Origin of the sequence: Mesobacillus selenatarsenatis SF-1, from assembly GCF_000813125.1 — a bacterium.
GTDB classification, from domain to species: Bacteria; Bacillota; Bacilli; order Bacillales; family Cytobacillaceae; genus Mesobacillus; species Mesobacillus selenatarsenatis.
This window is the reverse complement of record NZ_BASE01000018.1, coordinates 1-20,181: the sequence shown is the minus strand read 5'-3', so window position 1 is coordinate 20,181 and position 20,181 is coordinate 1. Positions and strand designations below refer to the sequence as shown.

Below are 20,181 nucleotides of genomic sequence, written 5' to 3'. Positions count from 1 at the left end.
AAATAGATAAAGGTTGATCATATGGAGAAGATCTATTTTATCGTCAACCCCAATGCGAAAAACGGGAGCTGCCGGGAGATTTGGAGAAACATAGAGATAGAGCTGGGGAGTCTTGAAATACCGTATCTTGCATTTTTTACAGAATACCCCGGGCATGCGCAGGAGCTTGCGGAGGCAATTTCCCGCAAGGCTGACGGCACACCCGCAGTTATTGCGGCAGTCGGAGGGGACGGTACACTGCATGAAGTGGTAAACGGCGCCGCATCCTATTCAAACGTAACTGTCGGGTTCATTCCTGGCGGGTCAGGGAATGATTTTTCAAGAGGCTTTGCAATACCGAAAAAGTCAGTAGATGCTTTAAGTTTGATTGTTGATAAAAGCAAATGCCACACAACCGAAATCGATATCGGAAAAATTCAGCACAAAGAATTACAGGAAACCTATTTTATGAATAATATGGGAGTAGGCTTTGATGCTGCTGTTGCGAAGGATTCAAATGAGTCCAGGATGAAACAGCTACTGAACCGTTTTTCACTGGGCAGGCTGGTCTATGTATATATTCTTGTCAAAAAACTCCTTACATTCAGAACGATTCCAATAGAAGTGACGATTGATGGCAAAGTATACAAATACAGCAACGCTTGGTTTATCACGATTTCCAACCAGCCATACTACGGAGGGGGCATGAAGATTGCCCCTGCCGCTCTCCCGGATGACGGAATTCTCGATATCACGGTAGTGCACCGAATCTCGAGATTGAAGCTACTATTGGTTTTCGTCAGCGTCTTCTGGGGAAAGCATACAAGGTTCAAGGAAGTTGAGCAGTTTACCGGAAAGTCGATTACCATTGAATCCACGGGCGATGTTTTAGCTCATGCAGATGGTGAAGCGATCGGACATACACCGCTGAAAATCCAGGCATGTCCAAAAGTCTTGAAAATTCTAACTGGTAAAAACAATCCAGGGCATACCGAGGAGTTGAAAATGAATGATTGCCATTGAAAGGGAATTTAACGCCTATCTTGATCAAGTGAATGTTATTACTGTATTGCTTCCTTATTCATATTTTGAAGGAACCTCCAATGAGTTCCGCCTAAAAGGAGAAGGCGTTGATTTGCCATTGGCAATCCAAGAGAAGGTATTGCTGGAGGATGCAGTAAAATACATTTGCTTATCAAATATCAGGCCTGAGATCGGCAAAACATACGTAATTTTGGATGAACATGGCGGTCAAACGGATCTGCAAATCGGAGCAGTCATCCGAACAGAAGAATTTGACTCATTATTTTTTTACGGCGGCGATGATCTTGGTGTCAGCTACACACCTGAAAAAACCATTTTCAAGTTATGGGCTCCTACCGCTACAAAAATAAAGCTCAGGCTTTTCATGGAAGATGACCAAAACCCCGAGCTGATCGATATGACTAGGATTGATAAGGGCGTATGGAGCTTAGAGTTAGCACGGAATCTTGGGCTTTACCGCTATTCGTTCCTGGTATGTATCAATCTTGAGTGGAGAGAAGCTGTTGACCCTTATGCCACTGCTTTAAGTGTCAATGGTGAATATGGCGTCGTGATCGATCCGGCAAAAACAAAGGCAGCTGAAATTGATGCCCCGAAACTAAAACAGCCGGTTGATGCTATCATCTATGAAGCTCATATCAGGGACCTTACGATGCACCCGAACAGTGGAGCTGTAAGGAAGGGAACATACCTGGGTGCAGCGGAAACAGGAACAAAAAGTGCAATCGGAATGGAGACTGGGCTTTCCTACATTAAAAGTCTAGGTGTCACACATTTAGAACTCCTGCCAGTTAACGATTTCGAAGGAGTAAACGAACTGGATCGGGCCAGGGACTATAATTGGGGGTATAATCCCGTTCACTATAATGCCCCCGATGGGAGCTATGCTTCTGATCCCGGGGATCCTTATACTCGGATCATCGAGCTTAAACAGTTGATTTCTGCGATCCATAGCCAGGGAATGGGTGTCATTATGGATGTGGTCTATAATCATGTCTACATCCGTGAGGACTCTCCTTTTGAAAAAATTGTTCCAGGTTACTTTTTTCGTCACGATGCACATGGCCTTCCCTCAAATGGAACCGGAGTGGGGAACGATATCGCCTCCGAAAGGCTGATGGCGAGGAAATACATTGTTGACTCAGTCATGTATTGGCTGAATGAATATCATGTTGATGGCTTCCGCTTTGATTTGATGGGCATTTTGGATATCGATACAATGACTGCTGTCAGGGAGGCAGTAAATAGCGTTAGTCCCGACATTTTAATCATCGGGGAAGGCTGGGACCTTAATACCCCGCTCCCGCCTGATCGGAAGGCCAATATTTCGAACCAGGCAAAGCTGCAAGGAATAGGCCAGTTTAATGATTGGTTCCGCGACTCCATTAAAGGCAGTACTTTTAACATTTATGATAAGGGCTACGCATTAGGGAATGATCGCTACCTGGAAGCTGCAAAACAGGTGATGGCTGGCAGCATTGGAATTGGTAAGCGGAAACATGGCCTGTTTTTGCAGCCGGGACAATCGGTGAATTACATTGAATCGCATGATAACCATACATTGTGGGATAAGCTGAATATAAGTGACCCTGACCAGGATGAAGCTATTTTAAAAAAGCAGCACAGGCTGGCTACTTCGATGGTATTACTGGCCCAGGGAATACCATTTCTGCACAGCGGCCAGGAATTTTTCAGGTCGAAAAAAGGAATTGGCAACAGCTACCGTTCTCCCGATGAAATAAACTGGCTGGATTGGGATCTTCGTGATGCAAACGTGGATAATGTCCAATACATCAAAGGAATCATCGATATACGCAAATCAAACGAAGCTTTCCGGCTTCCTGACAGTGAAAAAATCCGCAGGCAAATGGAATTTTTCTCATTACCAGCACCGTTGATCGGCTTTTCGCTGAAAGAAATAAAACAAAGTGGACATTGGGGAAAAATTCTCGTGTTCATAAATCCATCAATGGATCAGCAGCTTGTGGAACTAACAGAAGATGCGAGATGGAGTGTCCTTGCTGACCATGAAAAAGCGTCTGCACAGCCATTTCGTCATATAGAAGGGAATAAGGTGCTGCTAGAGCCATGCTCATTGTTTGTGCTGGCAAAATAGGCAGACTCCCGAATATTCCAGTGTTGAGCCCTTATAGGTGATCAATAAAGGACTTCGCTTTTCTTTTGATAACTTTTTCACAATATTAATTTAGGTTCCTTGGGGTTGACGTACTCAGCCTCTAGGGGATAAAATTTATAAGATAGCTATTGTTTCTATTAATAGCTGTCTTTTTATTTCCGATAATAGATACAACAACAGTGAATTTTGATTTTATAGAATCCATTTCCGGTTTTAGCATAAGGGAAATAGTGATAAATGAAGGTGACTAACTTTGGAACATTTATTTGGACAGGATTGGGAGATCGTTCCTGCAGGTGGTGCAACCGGTGCCGCTTATTTTGCGCAGCATGAAGAACAAAGGCTTTTTCTAAAACGCAATTCATCCCCTTTTCTTGCTGTTCTCTCCGCAGAAAGAATTGTACCCAAGCTTGTTTGGACGAAAAGGTTAGAAAACGGAGATGTCATTACGGCACAGCAATGGATGAATGGACGTGAGCTGAAGCCCGGGGATATGAACAACGACCGTGTGGCCAAGCTGTTGAAGAAGATCCATGCTTCTGAACCGCTTCTTGGGATGCTTACCAGGCTGGGAAAAAGCCCTCTGAAACCCGAGATGTTCCTATCAGCGCTGAATGAGGAGTTGGATGAGGAGCTTCGCACGAAGCAAGCTGTCATAGATTCAATGAAGTTTTTAACTGGAAACGTTGGCAATATTGATGTGGACGAGAAGGTCGTCTGCCATTGTGATGTAAATCATAACAACTGGCTGCTTACTGAAGACAACCAGTTGTATTTAATTGACTGGGATGGAGCGATGATTGCCGACCCTGCCATCGACCTTGGACTTCTCCTGTATTCTTATATACCGGAAGAGGAATGGGAGCAATGGCTGGATAAATACGGCATCATCCTGACCGAAAATCTTAAGCACCGAATGAAATGGTACGCACTTGCACAATCCCTTTCAGCAATCCAATGGCATAAAAACCAAAATCGCATTCCCGAAATGGACAAATGGATTGATTTTTTAAAAGCACTTATTTAAATTTTTATGAGAACTGACCGATATCATTTACCCATTGGGACAGCTGACCCTGGTTTGTCTGGATATGCTGTTCCAAGTCAGAGGCATTTACGCCATTTTGGCTATACTGATAAACATCCTGAAGAATCGATTTGATGTTGCCGTCAACATTTGTGTTGACCATCAGCGATTTGATCAGGCGTTCCAACTGTTGATACTCCGCAACCGAACCGCAGCAGTCAGTTTGCTGGTTGCTTAATATATCCTTTAATAAATTTACCTGGTCATGGTGGCTTAAAGGCACAATGATCACCCTTTCTTTTAAAAGGAATTCACATATAGATTGTGGATTCCTTTTTGTGTTTATGCAGACTCGATAAATTTCACCTTGAAAACATATGGGTTGCATGATATTGTTTGAAACGAATGAAAATAGTACAGAGGTGTCAGTATGAGACTAAGAAACAAGCCTTGGGCTAAAGATAAATTACGTGAGTATTCGAATTTTGTGATTCATGAACCGGAGCAACACCGTGGAAAATGGGGTCAAGTTTTTGAGAAGGATCAACCCCTCCACATTGAGATTGGAACTGGAAAAGGCCAGTTCATCACTGGAATGGCTAAAGCCAACCCGGACATTAACTATATCGGCATTGAGCTGCAGGAAAGTGTCATCGTCAGTGCGCTGGACAGGCTGATTGAAGTGGATTTGCCAAACTGCAAACTGATGAACGTAAATGGAGCAGAGCTTGCAAAGTACTTTGAAAGCGGAGATGTCAGCCGCGTTTATTTGAACTTCTCTGATCCATGGCCAAAAACACGCCACGAAAAGAGAAGACTAACGTTCAAGTCCTTCCTTGAAGTATACGAATCCATCCTTGTTAAAAATGGCGAAATCCATTTTAAGACAGATAACCAGGGATTATTTGAATACTCTCTTGTTAGCTTTTCACATTATGGCATGAAGCTTAACTATGTCAGCCTCGATCTTCACAACAGTGAATATGAAGGTAACATCATGACTGAATACGAAGAGAAATTCTCATCTCGCGGCAGCCGGATTTACCGTTGTGAAGTACAGTTCATAGCTGAATAAGTATTGAAGCCGATCGATTAATGTCGATTGGCTTTTTTACATGGAAATAACATTAGCTGAATTGGAAAAAAAGTGCGATTATTTCCATTTCGCCAATAAAGTTGTGAATTTCGCCAATAAAATTAATATATCGCCAATAAAAAGTAGAAATCGCCAATAAAATCAAATTATCGCCAATAAAAATGTGAACTTCGCCAATAAAACATTTTCTTGGATGAAAAAGGCTAGGAAATAAACATAATGATCGAATGAGTAGGCGGAAAATTATAATTCAACCTTATTGTTAATGTGGTTGGAACCAAAATATCGTGAAACTGTGCAAGAAATGAAGCAAAATAAGAGGAATTATTTAAAAATTTAAAATCCGAGTGTTACAATCAAGTAAAAAAGGGGGATGCAAGATGGAAAAGCTTGAGCTTCGGAATGTTAAACTGCAGTGGCTGAACGGTGGAGTCACTCATCTTGATGGCGGAGCGATGTTTGGGGTCGTCCCAAAACCGTTATGGTCACGCAAATATGCTGTGAATGACAAAAACCAGATTGAGCTGCGGACAGATCCAATTTTGATCCAGGCCGCCGGGAAAAATATCCTTGTTGAAAGCGGCATGGGCAATGGAAAACTGAATGAGAAGCAAAAACGCAATTTTGGAGTCCTCGAGGAATCAAGTCTGGATTCAGAGCTGGAAAAGCTGGACTTGAAGCCAGAAGATATCGATTACGTATTGATGACACACATGCATTTTGACCATGCCTGCGGGTTGACGAAGGATTCAGACGGGGAACTTGTTTCGGTCTTCCCTAACGCGAAAATCATCACTTCCCAGGTAGAGTGGGATGAGATGCGCAATCCGAATATCAGGTCCAAGAGTACATACTGGAAAGAAAACTGGCAGGGGATCGAACAGCAGGTTGAGACATTTGAGAAGGAATGGTCAATTGGCCCAATCAAAATGCTCCACACTGGTGGCCATAGTGATGGACATTCAATCCTGATTATTGAAGATGAAGAGATGACAGTCGTTCACATGGCTGATATCATGCCAACTCATGCTCACCAGAATCCTCTCTGGGTGATGGCGTACGATGATTACCCTATGGATTCGATTTTCGCCAAGCAGAAATGGCTGGAATTTGGAATCAGCAAGGAAGCCTGGTTCACTTTTTATCATGATGCTGTCTATCGTGCAGTAAAATTCGATCAGGACGGTAAAATAACAGATTCGATTGCGAGAAAAAAATAGACCTGCGCTAAGCAGGTCTAGATTCCAATCAATATTAATCTAACGGGTAAGCATCAAGTATCGCTCCAGTGGAAGCGTCAGCGATGAATTCATATTGTTCCACCTTGCCATCGTTATTGCGGGAGATGCCGCCTTTATATACCTGGTAATCAAGGGGAGCTATTGAATAAGGCTCGGCAGTCATATTGATCCATGAGCCGCTGATTGGCCCTGATTTTTTAAACGCTGCCTTCGCATGATTCAGTACTTTATCAGCTGACACGGTTTCTTTTTGTGAAGCAAGTTCCTTTACAGCATACGCACCTGCCAGGCCGGCGCCAACGCCAATGAAAAAGGCTTTCCAGTTCATAGTCAAGGACCTCCAAGGTTAAATATGGAATTTGAAGTTACCTTCATCATAACAAATCACTCAGGTGTAGCAAAGAAATAATACCGCAAAAAATGTGTATGACAGGATTAAGACTGGCAAGGATAATGAATGTTCTGTAAAATGGAATCTATAAATACATAATCTTTAGTAAATCTAAATTTTTGGTGAGAAGGAGAAATTAAATGAACGAGCAAACATTGAGCCTGTTTAAAACGTTGACGGAATTGCCTGGAGCACCGGGAAACGAGCACGCAGTACGGAAATTCATGCGCGAGCAATTAGAACAGTATTCTGATGAACTGATTCAGGATAAACTGGGCAGTGTGTTCGGCGTTAAAAAAGGTGACCCGAACGGACCGAAAATCATGGTTGCCGGACATATGGATGAAGTAGGCTTCATGGTTACATCCATTACGAAAAACGGGATGATCAGATTCCAGACGCTTGGCGGATGGTGGAGCCAGGTGCTTTTGGCACAGCGCGTCCAGATCATCACGAACGATGGACCGGTTACAGGTGTAATCGGCTCGATTCCGCCTCATCTGCTGGATGAGTCAAAACGCAATAAGCCAATGGAAATCAAGAATATGCTGATTGATATTGGTGCAGACGATAAAGAAGATGCCATCAAGATCGGCATCAAACCAGGACAGCAAATCGTACCAATCTGTCCATTCACTCCGATGGCAAATGATAAGAAGATTCTTGCTAAAGCTTGGGATAACCGCTATGGCTGCGGCCTGGCAATTGAGCTTTTAAAAGAAACGAAGGACATCCAGCTGCCAAACATGCTGTACTCAGGTGCTACAGTCCAGGAAGAGGTCGGCTTAAGAGGTGCACAGACAGCAGCGAATATGATCGACCCAGACATCTTCTTCGCACTGGATGCAAGTCCGGCTAATGATATGTCAGGTGATAAGAATGAATTCGGCCAGCTCGGCAAGGGAACGCTGTTGAGAATCCTTGATCGCTCAATGGTTACGCACCGAGGCATGAGAGAGTTCATTCTTGATATGGCTGAAACGCATGATATCCCTTACCAATACTTCGTTTCCCAGGGTGGCACGGATGCAGGAAGAGTACACACTTCCAATCAAGGCATTCCAAGCGCAGTAATCGGTATCTGCTCACGCTATATCCATACTGCAGCATCAATGATCCATGTTGATGATTATGCGGCAGCCAAGGAACTACTCGTCAAGCTTGTAAAAGCAGCAGATAAAACAACTGTGGAAACAATCAAGAATAATAGCTAATAAAAAGAGAAATGAGGGGGCAGGTAAAACTGCTCCTTTTTCATGGCATGAAAGGTGGCACAAATTATGCGAGTTGCAGTTGGTTCAAAGAATCCAGCTAAAATTAATGCAGTTAAAGAAGCTTTTAAAGAGTATCAATACGAGATCATCTCTGTCGATGCTGAATCAGGTGTAAGCGAACAGCCGATGTCTGATGAGGAAACTATCAAAGGGGCAGTCAACAGGGCCATACAAGCGGCTGAACTGGGTGACGCTGAAATTGGCATCGGACTCGAAGGTGGCGTTCAGCAGACACCTTATGGGCTGATGCTTTGCAATTGGGGAGCTCTGGCAGCCAAAGGAATGGATCCGATTATTTCCGGTGGCGCAAGGATTCCACTCCCTGACGAAATTGCCCAGCAGTTACTAATGGGGGCCGAACTTGGTCCAGTAATGGATGAATACGCAAAAAAGCAAAACGTCCGCAAAAACGAAGGCGCAGTCGGAATCTTCACGAATGGACAAATAAACAGAAGCGAAATGTTCACACATGTCATGAAATTGCTAGTTGGACAATATGAATATGAAACAAGTCGAAATCAAAAGACAGTCTAGTCAGGCTGTCCTTTTTTTTTCGAAAACTGCTTTAAAAATAAGTACAAAAGCAAAGTTTTTCGACAAATTTCTGAAAAATATCATAAATTCCAACAAAAAATGCTCGACAAGCCTTGTCACCCGTCAAACAAGAAAGGTATGATAGAAAAGAAGTGGTTAAGTCCTTACCAAGGGGGAAAAAAGTATGATAAAGTTCAGAAGGGCATTTGGGCTTATTATAGTGGGATTACTCCTGCTAAGCGCTTGTTCTGCCTCTTTTTCCGAACAGAAGGCTGAAATAAAAAAGGAAGTTGCGTCTACTTTTGAAAGCCAACCAGAAAAAACAAACAATAGTACTAAAGATATAGATTATTACTTACCGTCTGATGTCAAGGTGGAAAAAGAAACACCTAATAATGTATTGCTCAAAGATGGCTCAAAAACTTATATTCTTTTTTATAATCAGCATGAAAAAGAAGATAGTAAAGTCGTCTATGATTCCACTGTGAAGCAACAGAAGGAATGGGACGCTAATGAAACCTTCAGTAAAGATGGCAAATTTGGCTATATGCTTGTAAAAGAGCTGAAAGAGAACCATTACCAGCTGATTATCGGGATTGGTGGCGTCAAGCTGACTACAGAAACTGAGAATGTGAGAGAAGACGCAGAAGCGATGATGCAAATTGCCAACTCTGTGAATATTAAGTGACGCCATTCAATGATGGCGTTTTTTTTATCTCCAGTGTTTGTGGTGGGAAAAAAGCTTTAATCAGATTTGTTTCTTTTTTTTCAATGCATGGGTAAAATAAGTGAAGTACAATGAGATTTTCCCGGGAGGTTTTCTTATGAAGAACTTGGAATCAATGGAACAGTTTGAAGCGTTGAAAAACGATGGAAAACATATATTTTTATTTACTGCTGGCTGGTGCCCTGACTGCCGTGTAATCGAGCCGGTATTGCCTGAAATTGAAAGCAAATACAGCGAATATGAATTCATTTCTGTGGATCGTGATGATTTCATCGATCTTTGCATCCAGCTCGATGTATATGGCATTCCTAGCTTTGTCGCTTTTGAAAATGGCACGGAGCTTGGCCGTTTTGTCAGCAAGAACAGAAAGACACAGGCTGAAATCGAAAACTTTATTGAAGGTCTCGCCTAATTAATCATTTCCCTCCATCTTTTGAGGTGGAGGGAAATTTCATGTAAAATGAGTTGCAGAAACTCCTGAAGAAATGGAGGGATAAGATAATGGATAGCAGAAAAATGCGGAAAGAGCTTGAGAATCGTCTTCAACATCCTGACCGAACTTTTTCCTATGACCGGGAAAAGGATCAGTTGAGAATTGAAAATAAAAATACTGGTCGCGGAATCACCATTGCTCTGCCTGGGATTGTAGCCAAGTGGCAGGATCATAAGGAAAAAGCGATTGATGAGGTTGTCTATTATGTATCAGAAGGCCTGAATGCGATGGAGAGCCAGGTCGAGCTGTCCGGAAAGGAAAAAAATATATTTCCTGTCATCCGTTCAACGTCATTTCCATCTGAGGCCGAGGAAGGGATTCCATTCCTTTTTGACAATCATACCGCGGAAACACGGATTTATTACGCTTTGGATTTAGGCACTACATACAGGCTGATTGATTCGAAGCTTTTGAAAAAAGAAGGATGGTCAGCGGGCCAGGTTCGTGAGACGGCTTTGTTCAATGTCCGTTCACTCTCCGTAAAATTAAAAGAGGACCGTGTGGCTGATAACACATTTTATTTCCTTAATTCGAATGACGGCTATGATGCCAGCAGGATTTTGAATACAAGTTTCTTGAATGAAATGAAGAAAAAGATTAAGGGAACCATGACTGTGGCCGTTCCCCATCAAGATGTTTTGATCATCGCCGATGTGGAAAATAACACAGGTTATGATATATTGGCCCAGATGACGATGAGCTTTTTTGCGAGTGGAAGAGTGCCAATTACTGCCCTAAGCTTCCTATATGAAGATGGAGAATTGGAGCCAATCTTTATTTTAGGTAAAACAAAAAAGGAATAGTAGCGGAAGAAGCGAAAGCCCGGAATTACGGGCTTTTTTCCTTTATATAGTTGTGATGTCATGTTTTGTAAATAACTGAGCCTAAAGTTGATTGTTATTGAAGATTTCTTCTCGTAAAAAATGCTCATTCTTTCATTTTATCTCGAAAAATATTGATTTACTGTTAAAATAATAATGAAATGCGAAAGAAAGAGTGATTTATATTGAGTTGGATTAAAAAGATTTTTACCATGTTCCAAAACGATGATGAATTTAATGATATTGAACAAGATCAACCTGTTTCAAGGCCATTAAAGAAAGAACAGAATGAAAAAAGGGATATAGAAGCAAAGGTATTATACCAATATCCTAAAGGTCAGTTTCGTTTTCCATTGATCCCCGATGAGGATTCAGTTCCTGAAAAATCCAAGCAGACAAAAGGGCGCCCAGAAAGGGTCATCCAGGATGGTGAGATCAAGCCGTTCATTAAAGAGCAAGGTTCACTGAAGATTAAGAATGAACGGCAAACTGAAAGTGACTCCTTCCACAATCAACGCCGTGAGCCAGCCGTGGATTCCCGGAGCAAAGTCAGACGTGATACTGCGAGAGAACCAATTGAACCATACAAGCCTAAAAAAGCTGTGGAATCTGCACCGAAATTCCATTATGAAACTCGGAAAGACAGCGGACCGAAATTTCGGCAGCCTTTTAAACCAACCGAAATTCCGTCCCCAATTTATGCATTTAACAGACCTCCTAGAAAAAGTATGACCCAAATGGACCTGGAGGATGTTGAATATGAACTGGCTGGTTTTGAAAAGGATCAGAGCAGTGCAGTTAAACAAATAAAGCATGACGACATAAATATCATGTCGCAAGCTATGGATTTAAAGGAAGCTCATGTTTCAACAGAAAGTCATGATGAGACAGTGACGCAAGATATATACATAGAAGATGATCTTGCTGAAACTCAGAATCTTGAGGTCACTGAAGTAGATGAACAAGTAGAACAATCAGAGTTGGAAACAGAGGCGCTCGATATAATTTTTAATAGCGAGCCTGGACCAGAGTATAGTAGTGTGGATTCCCAAATTGAAACGATGACTGAAGTCGAGCTTGAGCAGGGTGCCGAAAAGACAGAATTGGTCGGTTATCAACATGACCAGGAAGAGACAGAAGCATCCGGTATGCAAAGTAAACCGGAAGAAGCAGAAGCAATCAGCATTCAAAATAGCCCTGAAGAGGACGAAGTAAACGGCTATGAACAAAGCGAGGATGAGCTTAATGTTCAGCCTGTCGATGTTGCTAAGGTCCAAAACACGAAAACGGAAGAATCTTTTGAGGCATCAGAGCCAGAACACAGTCCTGACCCTGAACCGAAAATAGAGGATAAGCCTGCAGAACCCAAAAGGCAGCTTCCATTCAATGTGCTTATGCTTAAGCAGGATAAGAGGAAGTGGGAAGAGCGGAACACGTCTAAATATCCTTCTTTTATGACTGAAGGAAAAAAGACAAGCGCACACCAAACTCATCCTGATGTTGATGCACCTTCTTCAGATGTTAGTGGCCAGAAAAATCAAGTACTAGAAGACGAGTTGTCGGCAGGCAGCACTTCATCAGTTGTTCTGCCAGTTCAGCAGGAACAACCATCAGCTGCCCAGCAGGAAACCTTAATAGTAGCAGAAAAAGATGCGTCGGTTGCTGATAACCAGCAGAAAACTTTATCAGTTGAAGTTAGTCCGGTAACGGTTCCATCAAAAAGCGAAGAGCAAACGCAAGCCGAACCGGCTGTGGCGAATTCCTCTTCTGCACAAATGAACCGTCAGTTCGAACGGGAAGAAATCCAATCGAATGATAGAGAAGCGGCTATAGAGCCAGAAGTCCACCCAGCAGCGGTATACGACTTCCCGCCTCTGGAACTTTTGAGCCCGCCTGTTTTCAAAGCACCCGACCCTGAATGGCTTTCGGAGCAAGAGCATATGCTCAATGAGACGCTGAGGAATTTTAATGTAGGCGCCAGGGTGGTCAATGTGACACAGGGACCATCGGTTACCCGTTTTGAGGTACAGCCGGAACCGGGCGTTAAAGTTAATAAAGTTACTAATCTATCAGATGATATAAAGTTGAGCTTAGCTGCTAAAGATATCCGAATTGAAGCTCCAATACCAGGAAAGCACACAATCGGGATTGAAGTGCCGAACCATTCGAGCAGGCCTGTATTGTTAAGTGAAATTTTACAATCTGCAGGTTTTATGGATCTTGAATCTCCGTTATCAGTGGCTCTGGGACTTGATATTGCCGGAAATCCAATCGTCACTGATCTGAAAAAGATGCCGCACGGATTGATTGCAGGTGCCACTGGATCTGGAAAGAGTGTCTGTATCAATACGATGCTTGTCAGCCTGCTTTATAAAGCACATCCAGATGAGGTGAAGCTGCTGCTGATTGACCCGAAAATGGTTGAATTGGCACCTTATAACCGAATTCCTCACCTAGTCAGCCCGGTCATCACTGATGTAAAAGCAGCGACAGCCTCGCTGAAGTGGGCAGTTGAGGAAATGGAACGCCGTTATGAATTGTTTGCACATACAGGTGTCCGTGATATAGGCAGGTTTAATGAACTTGCCGAGAAGCATCGCAGGTTTTCTGATAAGCTCCCGTATATTGTAATTGTGATTGATGAGCTGGCAGATCTGATGATGATGGCTCCAGGCGATGTGGAAGAGGCTATTTGCCGGATTGCCCAAAAGGCACGGGCTTGCGGCATCCATTTGATCATCGCGACACAGCGTCCATCCGTTGATGTCATTACAGGCCTGATTAAAGCGAATGTTCCTACAAGGATTGCCTTCTCTGTTTCCTCACAGGTGGATTCAAGAACGATCATTGATATCAGTGGGGCAGAAAAGCTTCTTGGCCGCGGTGATATGCTGTTCCTGGAAAATGGGTCATCAAAGCCATTCCGTCTGCAGGGAACCTTCGTTACCGACAATGAGATTGATGACATTGTGGCATTTGTCAGGGAGCAACGGGATCCACAATACTTGTTTGAACAGGATGAACTTCTCAAGAAGGCCCAGGTGACGGAAGACGAAGATGAACTTTTTTACGAAGCATGTGAATTTGTCATCGACCAGGGTGGCGCTTCAACTTCAAGCGTCCAGCGCCGTTTTAAAATTGGCTATAACCGGGCGGCCAGACTGATTGAGATGATGGAGCATCAAGGATTCATTTCTGAGGGCAAGGGCAGCAAGCCGAGGGATGTCCTGATTACTGCTGCGGATCTTGAGGCCCTCCAGGAAACTAGTACATTCAATTAATAAATGGTATTCTTTATTAGCATGTACTTATAATAAGGATAAATAACTATAGATGTTGGGTTGTTATTGAAGGAGCTTTTTGGATGAAAGAAATCGAATTGAAAATGCAGGGGAAAATCAGCCGTCTGACCAATCATACATTTAAGTTTGATGAAAGGATTCGTGATGGCTGGTTTTCAGCTGTGTATTTTCTAAAAACTCGAGAGCTAGTAAAGAAATATCATGAAGACAATATTATTACGATGCAGTTTTTCCAGAAGGACGAAGCGGTTTTGTGTGGCACAGATGAAGTAATCGCACTGGTAAAAACATTTGCTGACCGTCCAGAGGAGCTAGAGATTCATTCACTTAAGGATGGAGATAAAATCTCCCCGTTTGAAACAGTCCTGACCATTACAGGACCATATCAAAGTTTTGGTTACCTTGAGGGAATCATTGACGGCATCCTGGCAAGAAGAACTTCTGTCTCAACGAATGTTTATAATGTCGTAAAGGCAGCAAGCTATTCAGGCCAGCAAAAGCCGGTCATTTTCATGGGAGACCGTGACGATCATTATACAACACAGGCTGGGGATGGTTATGCTGCCTATATAGGAGGCGCGACTGCCCAGGCCACCCATGCAATGAATGAGTGGTGGGGCAAGCATGGGATGGGGACGATGCCGCATGCATTGATCCAAATGTTCAACGGCGATATCGTCGCAGCAACCCAGGCTTATCAAGAAACTTTCCCAAATGATGATTTGATCGCTCTTGTTGATTATAATAATGATGCGATTACTGACTCATTGAAAGTCGCAAGGAAATTTGGGGAAAAGCTGAAGGGTGTCAGGGTTGATACTTCCCGTACCCTAATTGACCAGTATTTCCTTCGCAACCAGCACTTGCTTGGGACATTTGATCCTCGCGGAGTGAATGCAGAATTAATCTTCGCACTAAGAAAAGCGCTTGATGATGAAGGCTATGACCATGTGAAAATTGTCGTGAGCGGCGGTTTCAGCGAAAAAAGGATCCTGGAGTTTGAAAAGCAAAATGTACCAGTCGACATGTATGGAGTAGGCGGCAGCCTTTTAAAATTGAAAGTTGGTTTTACTGGTGACAATGTCATGTTGAACGGGAAACATCAGGCGAAGTCAGGCAGAAAGTACAGGCCGAATCCCCGTCTTGAAAAAGTAGAATTTTAACAAGTTTGAAAGCAACTAATAAAGGGAATATGTACTTTTATTGATGATTACGGTCATAATGGAGACATTTTGCTTTGATGATGTAGTTTTTGGTACAGCCCATACTTATGAGGGCTGTGAAAATAGCTGCACCTCATGAAAACAGCATTAATGAAACTGTGTTATTTACCGTAATGATGTTATAATGATTCAATACATGAGAGGCAGATACGATCCGCATTGTATTTTGCGCTGTTTTATAACGGGAATAGGCGAAATGAGCAATTCAGGATATCTGTCATATACTGTGTTACATACAGACGTTGTTGGAGGTTCTTTATATGACTATTTACCATTTTGTAGGTATAAAGGGGTCTGGAATGAGTGCGTTAGCTCAAGTTCTCCATGATATGGATTATCAGGTACAGGGCTCCGATTATGATAAGCACTTTTTTACCCAGGTGGCCCTTGAGAAATCTGGAATAAAGATCCTTCCGTTTGATAAGGAAAATATACAGCCTGGGATGACGGTTATTGCAGGCAATGCCTATCCGGATACACATGAGGAAATTCAGGAGGCAATGAAGCTGGGCCTTCCAATCATCAGATATCATCGATTCCTTGGTGATTTCATGCAAAACTTTACAAGTGTTGCGGTTACTGGGGCTCATGGAAAAACATCGACTACAGGATTGCTTGCGCATGTGATGAGGGGCGCCAAGCCTACATCATTCCTTATTGGCGATGGCACTGGGAAAGGTGACAAAGATGCTCAATACTTTGTATTCGAAGCATGTGAGTACCGCCGTCATTTCCTTTCGTATTTCCCTGATTACGCAATCATGACGAATATCGACTTTGACCACCCGGATTACTTTGCCAATATCGAAGATGTTTTCTCCGCTTTCCAGGAGATGTCATGGCAAGTTAAAAAGGGTATCTTTGCATGCGGTGATGATGAGCAGCTGCAAAAAATCCAGGCTAAGGTGCCAGTTGTATTCTATGGTTTTGGCGAAGAAAATGACTTCCAGGCTCGCAATATCGTCAAGTCAACTGAAGGCACTACATTTGATGTTTTTGTCAGGAATAATTTCTATGACACGTTCTCGATACCGGCATATGGAGACCATAATGTCCTGAACTCGCTTGCTGTCATTGCTTTGTGCCATTACGAAAACATTGAATCAAAAGTGATTCAGGCTCAGCTTGAAACGTTTGAGGGCGTGAAGAGGAGATTCTCTGAAAAGAAGGTTGCAGATCAGGTGATCATTGATGACTACGCTCACCACCCTACAGAAATCAAAGTAACAATCGAAGCTGCGAAGCAGAAGTATCCTGATCGTGAAATCGTCGCGGTTTTCCAGCCGCATACCTTTACCAGGACACAAGCTTTCCTGAATGAGTTTGCAGAAAGCTTAAATAAAGCAGACAAGGTTTACTTGTGCGAAATCTTTGGATCAGCCCGTGAGATTCATGGGAAATTGTCGATTACCGATCTAAAAGATAAAATCGACGACGCAGAAATCATCACTGAGGAAGATACATCACGTCTGAAAGAACATGGAAATGGTGTCATCCTATTCATGGGTGCAGGTGATATCCAAAAGTTCCAAGAAGCATATGAAAATCAATTGCAAGTTTAAATAAAAAGGATGCGGCCATTTGGTTCGCATCCTTTTTGTATGTCTTCATATCAGAATTTATAAAATTTCACTTCGAGAATTGTCCAGCTACAGCGCCTAGCCCCTCGAGTCGCTTGTCTAGCTGCGGCTCCTAACTCCTCGAGACGTTTCGGTCCTGCCAATGAAGTCAAAGAGCGACTTCACTGGCAGGCCCTCCAACGCTTGTCGGAGTTGGACAGTCGCCTCCGCTTTTCGAGTTGTCTAGTGTCGCCTCCTAGAAACTCCGAAACTTCAGCTCCGCCGGCAGAAGCAAAAAGCGCTTCTTTGTCGGAGCCTCCAGTTTCTGCGTTTCTGGACAGTCGGCTATACTTTTCGATTTCGGTCCTGCCAATGAAGTCAAAGAACGACTTCACTGTCAGGCCCTCCAGCGCGTGTCGGAGCTGACCAAGGCGCCTGCGCTTTTCTTATCAAGCTCTGACTTATTTAAGATTTTCAGGGTTCAAGACCTCAAGCTCAGGAATGACAAAACGTCCATCTTTGCGAATAAGTACGTCATCGAAATAAATCTCACCGCCGCCGTATTCAGGGCGCTGGATGTTGACCATATCCCAGTGTATATTCGAATGGTTTCCATTGAATGCATCGTCATAGCACTGTCCTGGTGTAAAGTGGAAGCTTCCATCGATTTTTTCATCAAACAGGATGTCCTGCATTGGATGCAAGATATATGGATTCACGCCAATTGCAAATTCCCCGACATAACGAGCTCCTTCATCTGTATCAAAAATCTTGTTAATACGCTCTGAATCATTTGCGGCAGCCTCAACGATTTTTCCATCCTTGAAAGTAAGCTTCACATTTTCAAAAGTGAATCCCTGGTAAGGAGATGGTGTATTGTAGGTGATCACGCCATTGACTGAATCACGAACAGGTGCTGTGTAAACTTCGCCATCAGGGATATTCAGTTCACCGGCACATTTTACAGCCGGGATATCTTTGATTGAGAAGGTCAGGTCAGTTCCTGGTCCGGTAATCCTTACCTTATCTGTACGGTTCATCAAATCTGCCAGGCTGTCCATTGCTTTGTCCATTTTTCCGTAATCAAGGTTGCAAACGTTGAAGTAGAAATCTTCGAAGGCTTCAGTGCTCATCTTCGCAAGCTGTGCCATTGCTGAGTTAGGGTAACGCAGGACAACCCATTTCGTTTTTGGAACGCGAATGTCCCTATGTACCTTCTTGCCAACCGTATTGCCATGGATCTTCATTTTATCTGCCGGAACATCAGCGTGTTCGTTGATGTTATCTCCAGAACGGAGGCCAATGTAAGCATCCATTTTACTCATCACATTTGCTTCAAATTCAGCAATCATGTCAAATTGCTCCTGCTGGGCTCCCATAAGCAATGAACGGTCCACCTGGTGGTCCTTTAATGATACGAATGGATAGCCACCAGCCTCGTATGCCTCTTTTACTAGAGCCGTAACAAGCTCACGCTGAAGGCCGAAGTTTTCAATCAGGACTTTTTCTCCTTTTTGAAGCTTGACCGAGTAGTTGATCAGGTTTTTTGCCAGTGTTTGAATCCGTGGGTCTTTCACCGAAATCACTCCTATGTATTAAAATAAAGCACATAACCATATTGTAACCGAAACGCCGCAGTTTGTGCTCTTTTCGTTACAGTAACTTGGAGGGAATAACTCCGCGAAAATTAGAAGAATATAAATTCCCGAAGTCGATTGGCGAAACTTTGTGCTGGAATTGTAATTTGTAGAAAGATATTCTTATTCAGGAAGGAAAAGGGTATGCTTATATTGAAATACATATTAGACAAGGTGGTTTACGTCGCTAACTGCGGGGTAAAATGTACATATGCTAACGGAGGTGTTCAACAGTGGAAATTATTTTGTATTTAAGTGTTGCTGTAATAGCAATTGCATTCTTGGTTTTGGTCGTTTCGTTATCCAAAACTCTAAAATCCTTACAAACAACTTTAGACAGTGTATCAGGCACTCTTGATGGCCTGGAAAAGCAGTTGGATGGAGTGACTCGTGAAACGACGGAGCTTCTGCACAAAACAAATAATTTGGCCGACGATATTTCCAGAAAATCTGAGAGCTTAAACGGTGTCGTGAATGCTGTGAAGGATGTAGGAAATTCTGTTCAGAGATTCAATCAATCTATTCATAATGTCCAAACAATGGTGGACCTTCAGATTGACAAAAATAAGGACAAGATTTCTCAGGTTGTTCAATGGAGTAACGTGTTCCTTGAGTTGAGGGATAAGTGGCAATCAAAAAAAACAGCCAAGATTGACCATCAGCTAGAAGGCGAAGAGATGGTAACGAGGCAGCGTGAACGTGTTCGGTATTAATGAAAGGTGGAGATAGAGTTATGAACAGAGAACAAAGCCAATATGATCTAAACGGACAGATGAGAGAGGACAACAATAATTCCAGGGATTTTGTGGCTGGAGCAATTGTTGGCGGGCTTGCCGGAGCACTGGCTGCACTATTGCTTGCTCCTAAGTCAGGCAAAGAGTTAAGAGGGTCGCTTAATGAGCAAACTTCTACACTAAAGAACAAGAGTGTTGACCTTGCATCGGTAGCGAAGGAGAAAGCAAGCGGCTTGAAAGAAACTGTTTCACAGCAGTCCTCTACGATTGCCAACAAGGTGAAGGACATGAAGAACAAGAACGGTAATACTTCACAGAACACGGATATTGACGAAGGCGAACTTCAAGAAGTACCAACTTCCATGGCAGAGACAAGCACAATGGAAAACACACATACTGCTACTGGAGAAGAAATCCAAAAGAAGCTTGAAGAAACGCAAAAAGCTTTCGATGATACTGAAAACAAGCTGAATCAGTAAGTTTGTCAATGAAACGGTGAAGTGGTAAGATAACTTCACCGTTTATTTTTTTATAAAAGCCTGTTTTCGCCTTGATTATTAAATCAAGAGGGTTTGTTGCTTTTAGTAGTGAAAGCAACAGAGAGGCTTATAAAAGGAGAGAGTAGTATGGAAAAGATTGATTCAATCGAACAGTTTGACACACTTGTCGATTCCGGTGAAACATTCTTCATGCTGAAGCACAGCACGACCTGCCCAATCAGCTCTGCAGGATATGATGAATTCGCAAAGTTCGAAAACGCGGGCAACGATAATCTATATTATCTAACAGTCCAAGATTCACGTGATCTATCCAACCATATTGCTGAGAAGTTTCATGTTAAACATGAATCGCCTCAGGCAATTTTATTTGTGAATTCAGATGTTGCATGGCATGCTTCTCATTTTAAAATCACCGCAAAATCATTGGCGGGAGCTAAAGAAGAAAATGTAAAGTAAAANANA

At 42.8% G+C, this 20,181-nt stretch carries 20 protein-coding genes; 16 read left to right on the top strand and 4 right to left on the bottom strand.

The features are described from left to right. Positions 1 to 21 precede the first annotated feature (21 nt). The 3 genes from TY49_RS04410 to TY49_RS04400 all read left to right on the top strand — a co-directional run bounded on the left by TY49_RS04410 (position 22) and on the right by TY49_RS04400 (position 4,187). Positions 22 to 1,002: a diacylglycerol/lipid kinase family protein gene (locus TY49_RS04410; protein ID WP_041964695.1), complete on the top strand. Its 981-nt coding sequence runs from the start codon at positions 22 to 24 to the stop codon at positions 1,000 to 1,002. After that, positions 989 to 3,139, top strand: a complete 2,151-nt coding sequence (gene pulA, locus TY49_RS04405; RefSeq protein ID WP_041964694.1) for a type I pullulanase — start codon at positions 989 to 991, stop codon at positions 3,137 to 3,139. Before TY49_RS04410 ends, pulA begins: the two co-directional genes overlap by 14 nt. Positions 3,140 to 3,413: 274 nt before the next feature. Continuing rightward, positions 3,414 to 4,187, top strand: coding sequence for a phosphotransferase family protein (locus TY49_RS04400; RefSeq protein ID WP_041964693.1), 774 nt, complete (start codon positions 3,414 to 3,416; stop codon positions 4,185 to 4,187). A gap of 4 nt (positions 4,188 to 4,191) precedes the next feature. On the opposite strand, the gene TY49_RS04395 is transcribed toward TY49_RS04400, so the two are convergent. Beyond that, entirely contained in the window at positions 4,192 to 4,470 is a 279-nt protein-coding gene (locus tag TY49_RS04395; RefSeq protein ID WP_041964692.1) for a YtzH-like family protein, read from the bottom strand. A gap of 147 nt (positions 4,471 to 4,617) precedes the next feature. Here TY49_RS04395 and trmB point away from each other — a divergent pair, with 147 nt between their 5' ends. Further along, positions 4,618 to 5,262 carry a tRNA (guanosine(46)-N7)-methyltransferase TrmB gene (gene trmB, locus TY49_RS04390; RefSeq protein WP_041964691.1) on the top strand — a complete coding sequence of 215 codons (645 nt, stop codon included), beginning with the start codon at positions 4,618 to 4,620 and terminating at the stop codon, positions 5,260 to 5,262. Positions 5,263 to 5,663: 401 nt separating this feature from the next. Continuing rightward, positions 5,664 to 6,503 (top strand): YtnP family quorum-quenching lactonase, encoded by an 840-nt coding sequence (locus tag TY49_RS04385; protein WP_041964690.1) that lies wholly within the window; start codon positions 5,664 to 5,666, stop codon positions 6,501 to 6,503. A gap of 34 nt (positions 6,504 to 6,537) precedes the next feature. Here TY49_RS04385 and TY49_RS04380 read toward each other — a convergent pair whose 3' ends face one another. After that, positions 6,538 to 6,852 (bottom strand): PepSY domain-containing protein, encoded by a 315-nt coding sequence (locus TY49_RS04380; RefSeq protein ID WP_041964689.1) that lies wholly within the window; start codon positions 6,850 to 6,852, stop codon positions 6,538 to 6,540. 203 nt (positions 6,853 to 7,055) lie between these two features. Between TY49_RS04380 and TY49_RS04375 the strand changes: the two genes are divergently transcribed. From TY49_RS04375 to murC, 8 genes are all read left to right on the top strand, one after another. Continuing rightward, positions 7,056 to 8,129 (top strand): M42 family metallopeptidase, encoded by a 1,074-nt coding sequence (locus tag TY49_RS04375; protein WP_041964688.1) that lies wholly within the window; start codon positions 7,056 to 7,058, stop codon positions 8,127 to 8,129. A 66-nt stretch (positions 8,130 to 8,195) separates the two neighbouring features. Then, positions 8,196 to 8,723 (top strand): DUF84 family protein, encoded by a 528-nt coding sequence (locus tag TY49_RS04370; protein ID WP_041964687.1) that lies wholly within the window; start codon positions 8,196 to 8,198, stop codon positions 8,721 to 8,723. 184 nt (positions 8,724 to 8,907) lie between these two features. Then, positions 8,908 to 9,411 (top strand): hypothetical protein, encoded by a 504-nt coding sequence (locus tag TY49_RS04365; RefSeq protein WP_041964686.1) that lies wholly within the window; start codon positions 8,908 to 8,910, stop codon positions 9,409 to 9,411. 136 nt (positions 9,412 to 9,547) lie between these two features. Continuing rightward, positions 9,548 to 9,862 carry a thioredoxin family protein gene (locus tag TY49_RS04360; protein WP_041964685.1) on the top strand — a complete coding sequence of 105 codons (315 nt, stop codon included), beginning with the start codon at positions 9,548 to 9,550 and terminating at the stop codon, positions 9,860 to 9,862. A gap of 89 nt (positions 9,863 to 9,951) precedes the next feature. Beyond that, on the top strand, positions 9,952 to 10,746 hold the full coding sequence (locus TY49_RS04355) for a DUF1444 domain-containing protein (protein WP_041964684.1): 795 nt from the start codon (positions 9,952 to 9,954) through the stop codon (positions 10,744 to 10,746). Positions 10,747 to 10,949: 203 nt separating this feature from the next. Then, complete coding sequence (locus TY49_RS24535; protein WP_041964683.1) at positions 10,950 to 14,045, top strand: DNA translocase FtsK; 3,096 nt, start codon at positions 10,950 to 10,952, stop codon at positions 14,043 to 14,045. Between the two features lie 83 nt (positions 14,046 to 14,128). After that, positions 14,129 to 15,229, top strand: coding sequence for a nicotinate phosphoribosyltransferase (locus tag TY49_RS04345; protein WP_041964682.1), 1,101 nt, complete (start codon positions 14,129 to 14,131; stop codon positions 15,227 to 15,229). Positions 15,230 to 15,549: 320 nt separating this feature from the next. Beyond that, the gene (gene murC, locus TY49_RS04340) at positions 15,550 to 16,851 is read left to right on the top strand and encodes a UDP-N-acetylmuramate--L-alanine ligase (protein ID WP_041964681.1); all 1,302 of its coding nucleotides are present in this window, start codon (positions 15,550 to 15,552) and stop codon (positions 16,849 to 16,851) included. Positions 16,852 to 17,030: 179 nt separating this feature from the next. Here murC and TY49_RS04335 read toward each other — a convergent pair whose 3' ends face one another. After that, on the bottom strand, positions 17,031 to 17,243 hold the full coding sequence (locus TY49_RS04335) for a hypothetical protein (protein WP_041964680.1): 213 nt from the start codon (positions 17,241 to 17,243) through the stop codon (positions 17,031 to 17,033). 66 nt (positions 17,244 to 17,309) lie between these two features. Further along, positions 17,310 to 18,425 carry an aminopeptidase gene (locus tag TY49_RS04330; protein WP_041964679.1) on the bottom strand — a complete coding sequence of 372 codons (1,116 nt, stop codon included), beginning with the start codon at positions 18,423 to 18,425 and terminating at the stop codon, positions 17,310 to 17,312. Positions 18,426 to 18,718: 293 nt separating this feature from the next. Between TY49_RS04330 and TY49_RS04325 the strand changes: the two genes are divergently transcribed. From TY49_RS04325 to ytxJ, 3 genes are all read left to right on the top strand, one after another. Continuing rightward, positions 18,719 to 19,198 carry a DUF948 domain-containing protein gene (locus TY49_RS04325; protein ID WP_023626954.1) on the top strand — a complete coding sequence of 160 codons (480 nt, stop codon included), beginning with the start codon at positions 18,719 to 18,721 and terminating at the stop codon, positions 19,196 to 19,198. Between the two features lie 20 nt (positions 19,199 to 19,218). Continuing rightward, positions 19,219 to 19,698, top strand: coding sequence for a YtxH domain-containing protein (locus tag TY49_RS04320; RefSeq protein ID WP_052442083.1), 480 nt, complete (start codon positions 19,219 to 19,221; stop codon positions 19,696 to 19,698). A gap of 147 nt (positions 19,699 to 19,845) precedes the next feature. After that, entirely contained in the window at positions 19,846 to 20,175 is a 330-nt protein-coding gene (gene ytxJ / locus TY49_RS04315) for a bacillithiol system redox-active protein YtxJ (protein ID WP_041964677.1), read from the top strand. Positions 20,176 to 20,181: the final 6 nt, after the last annotated feature.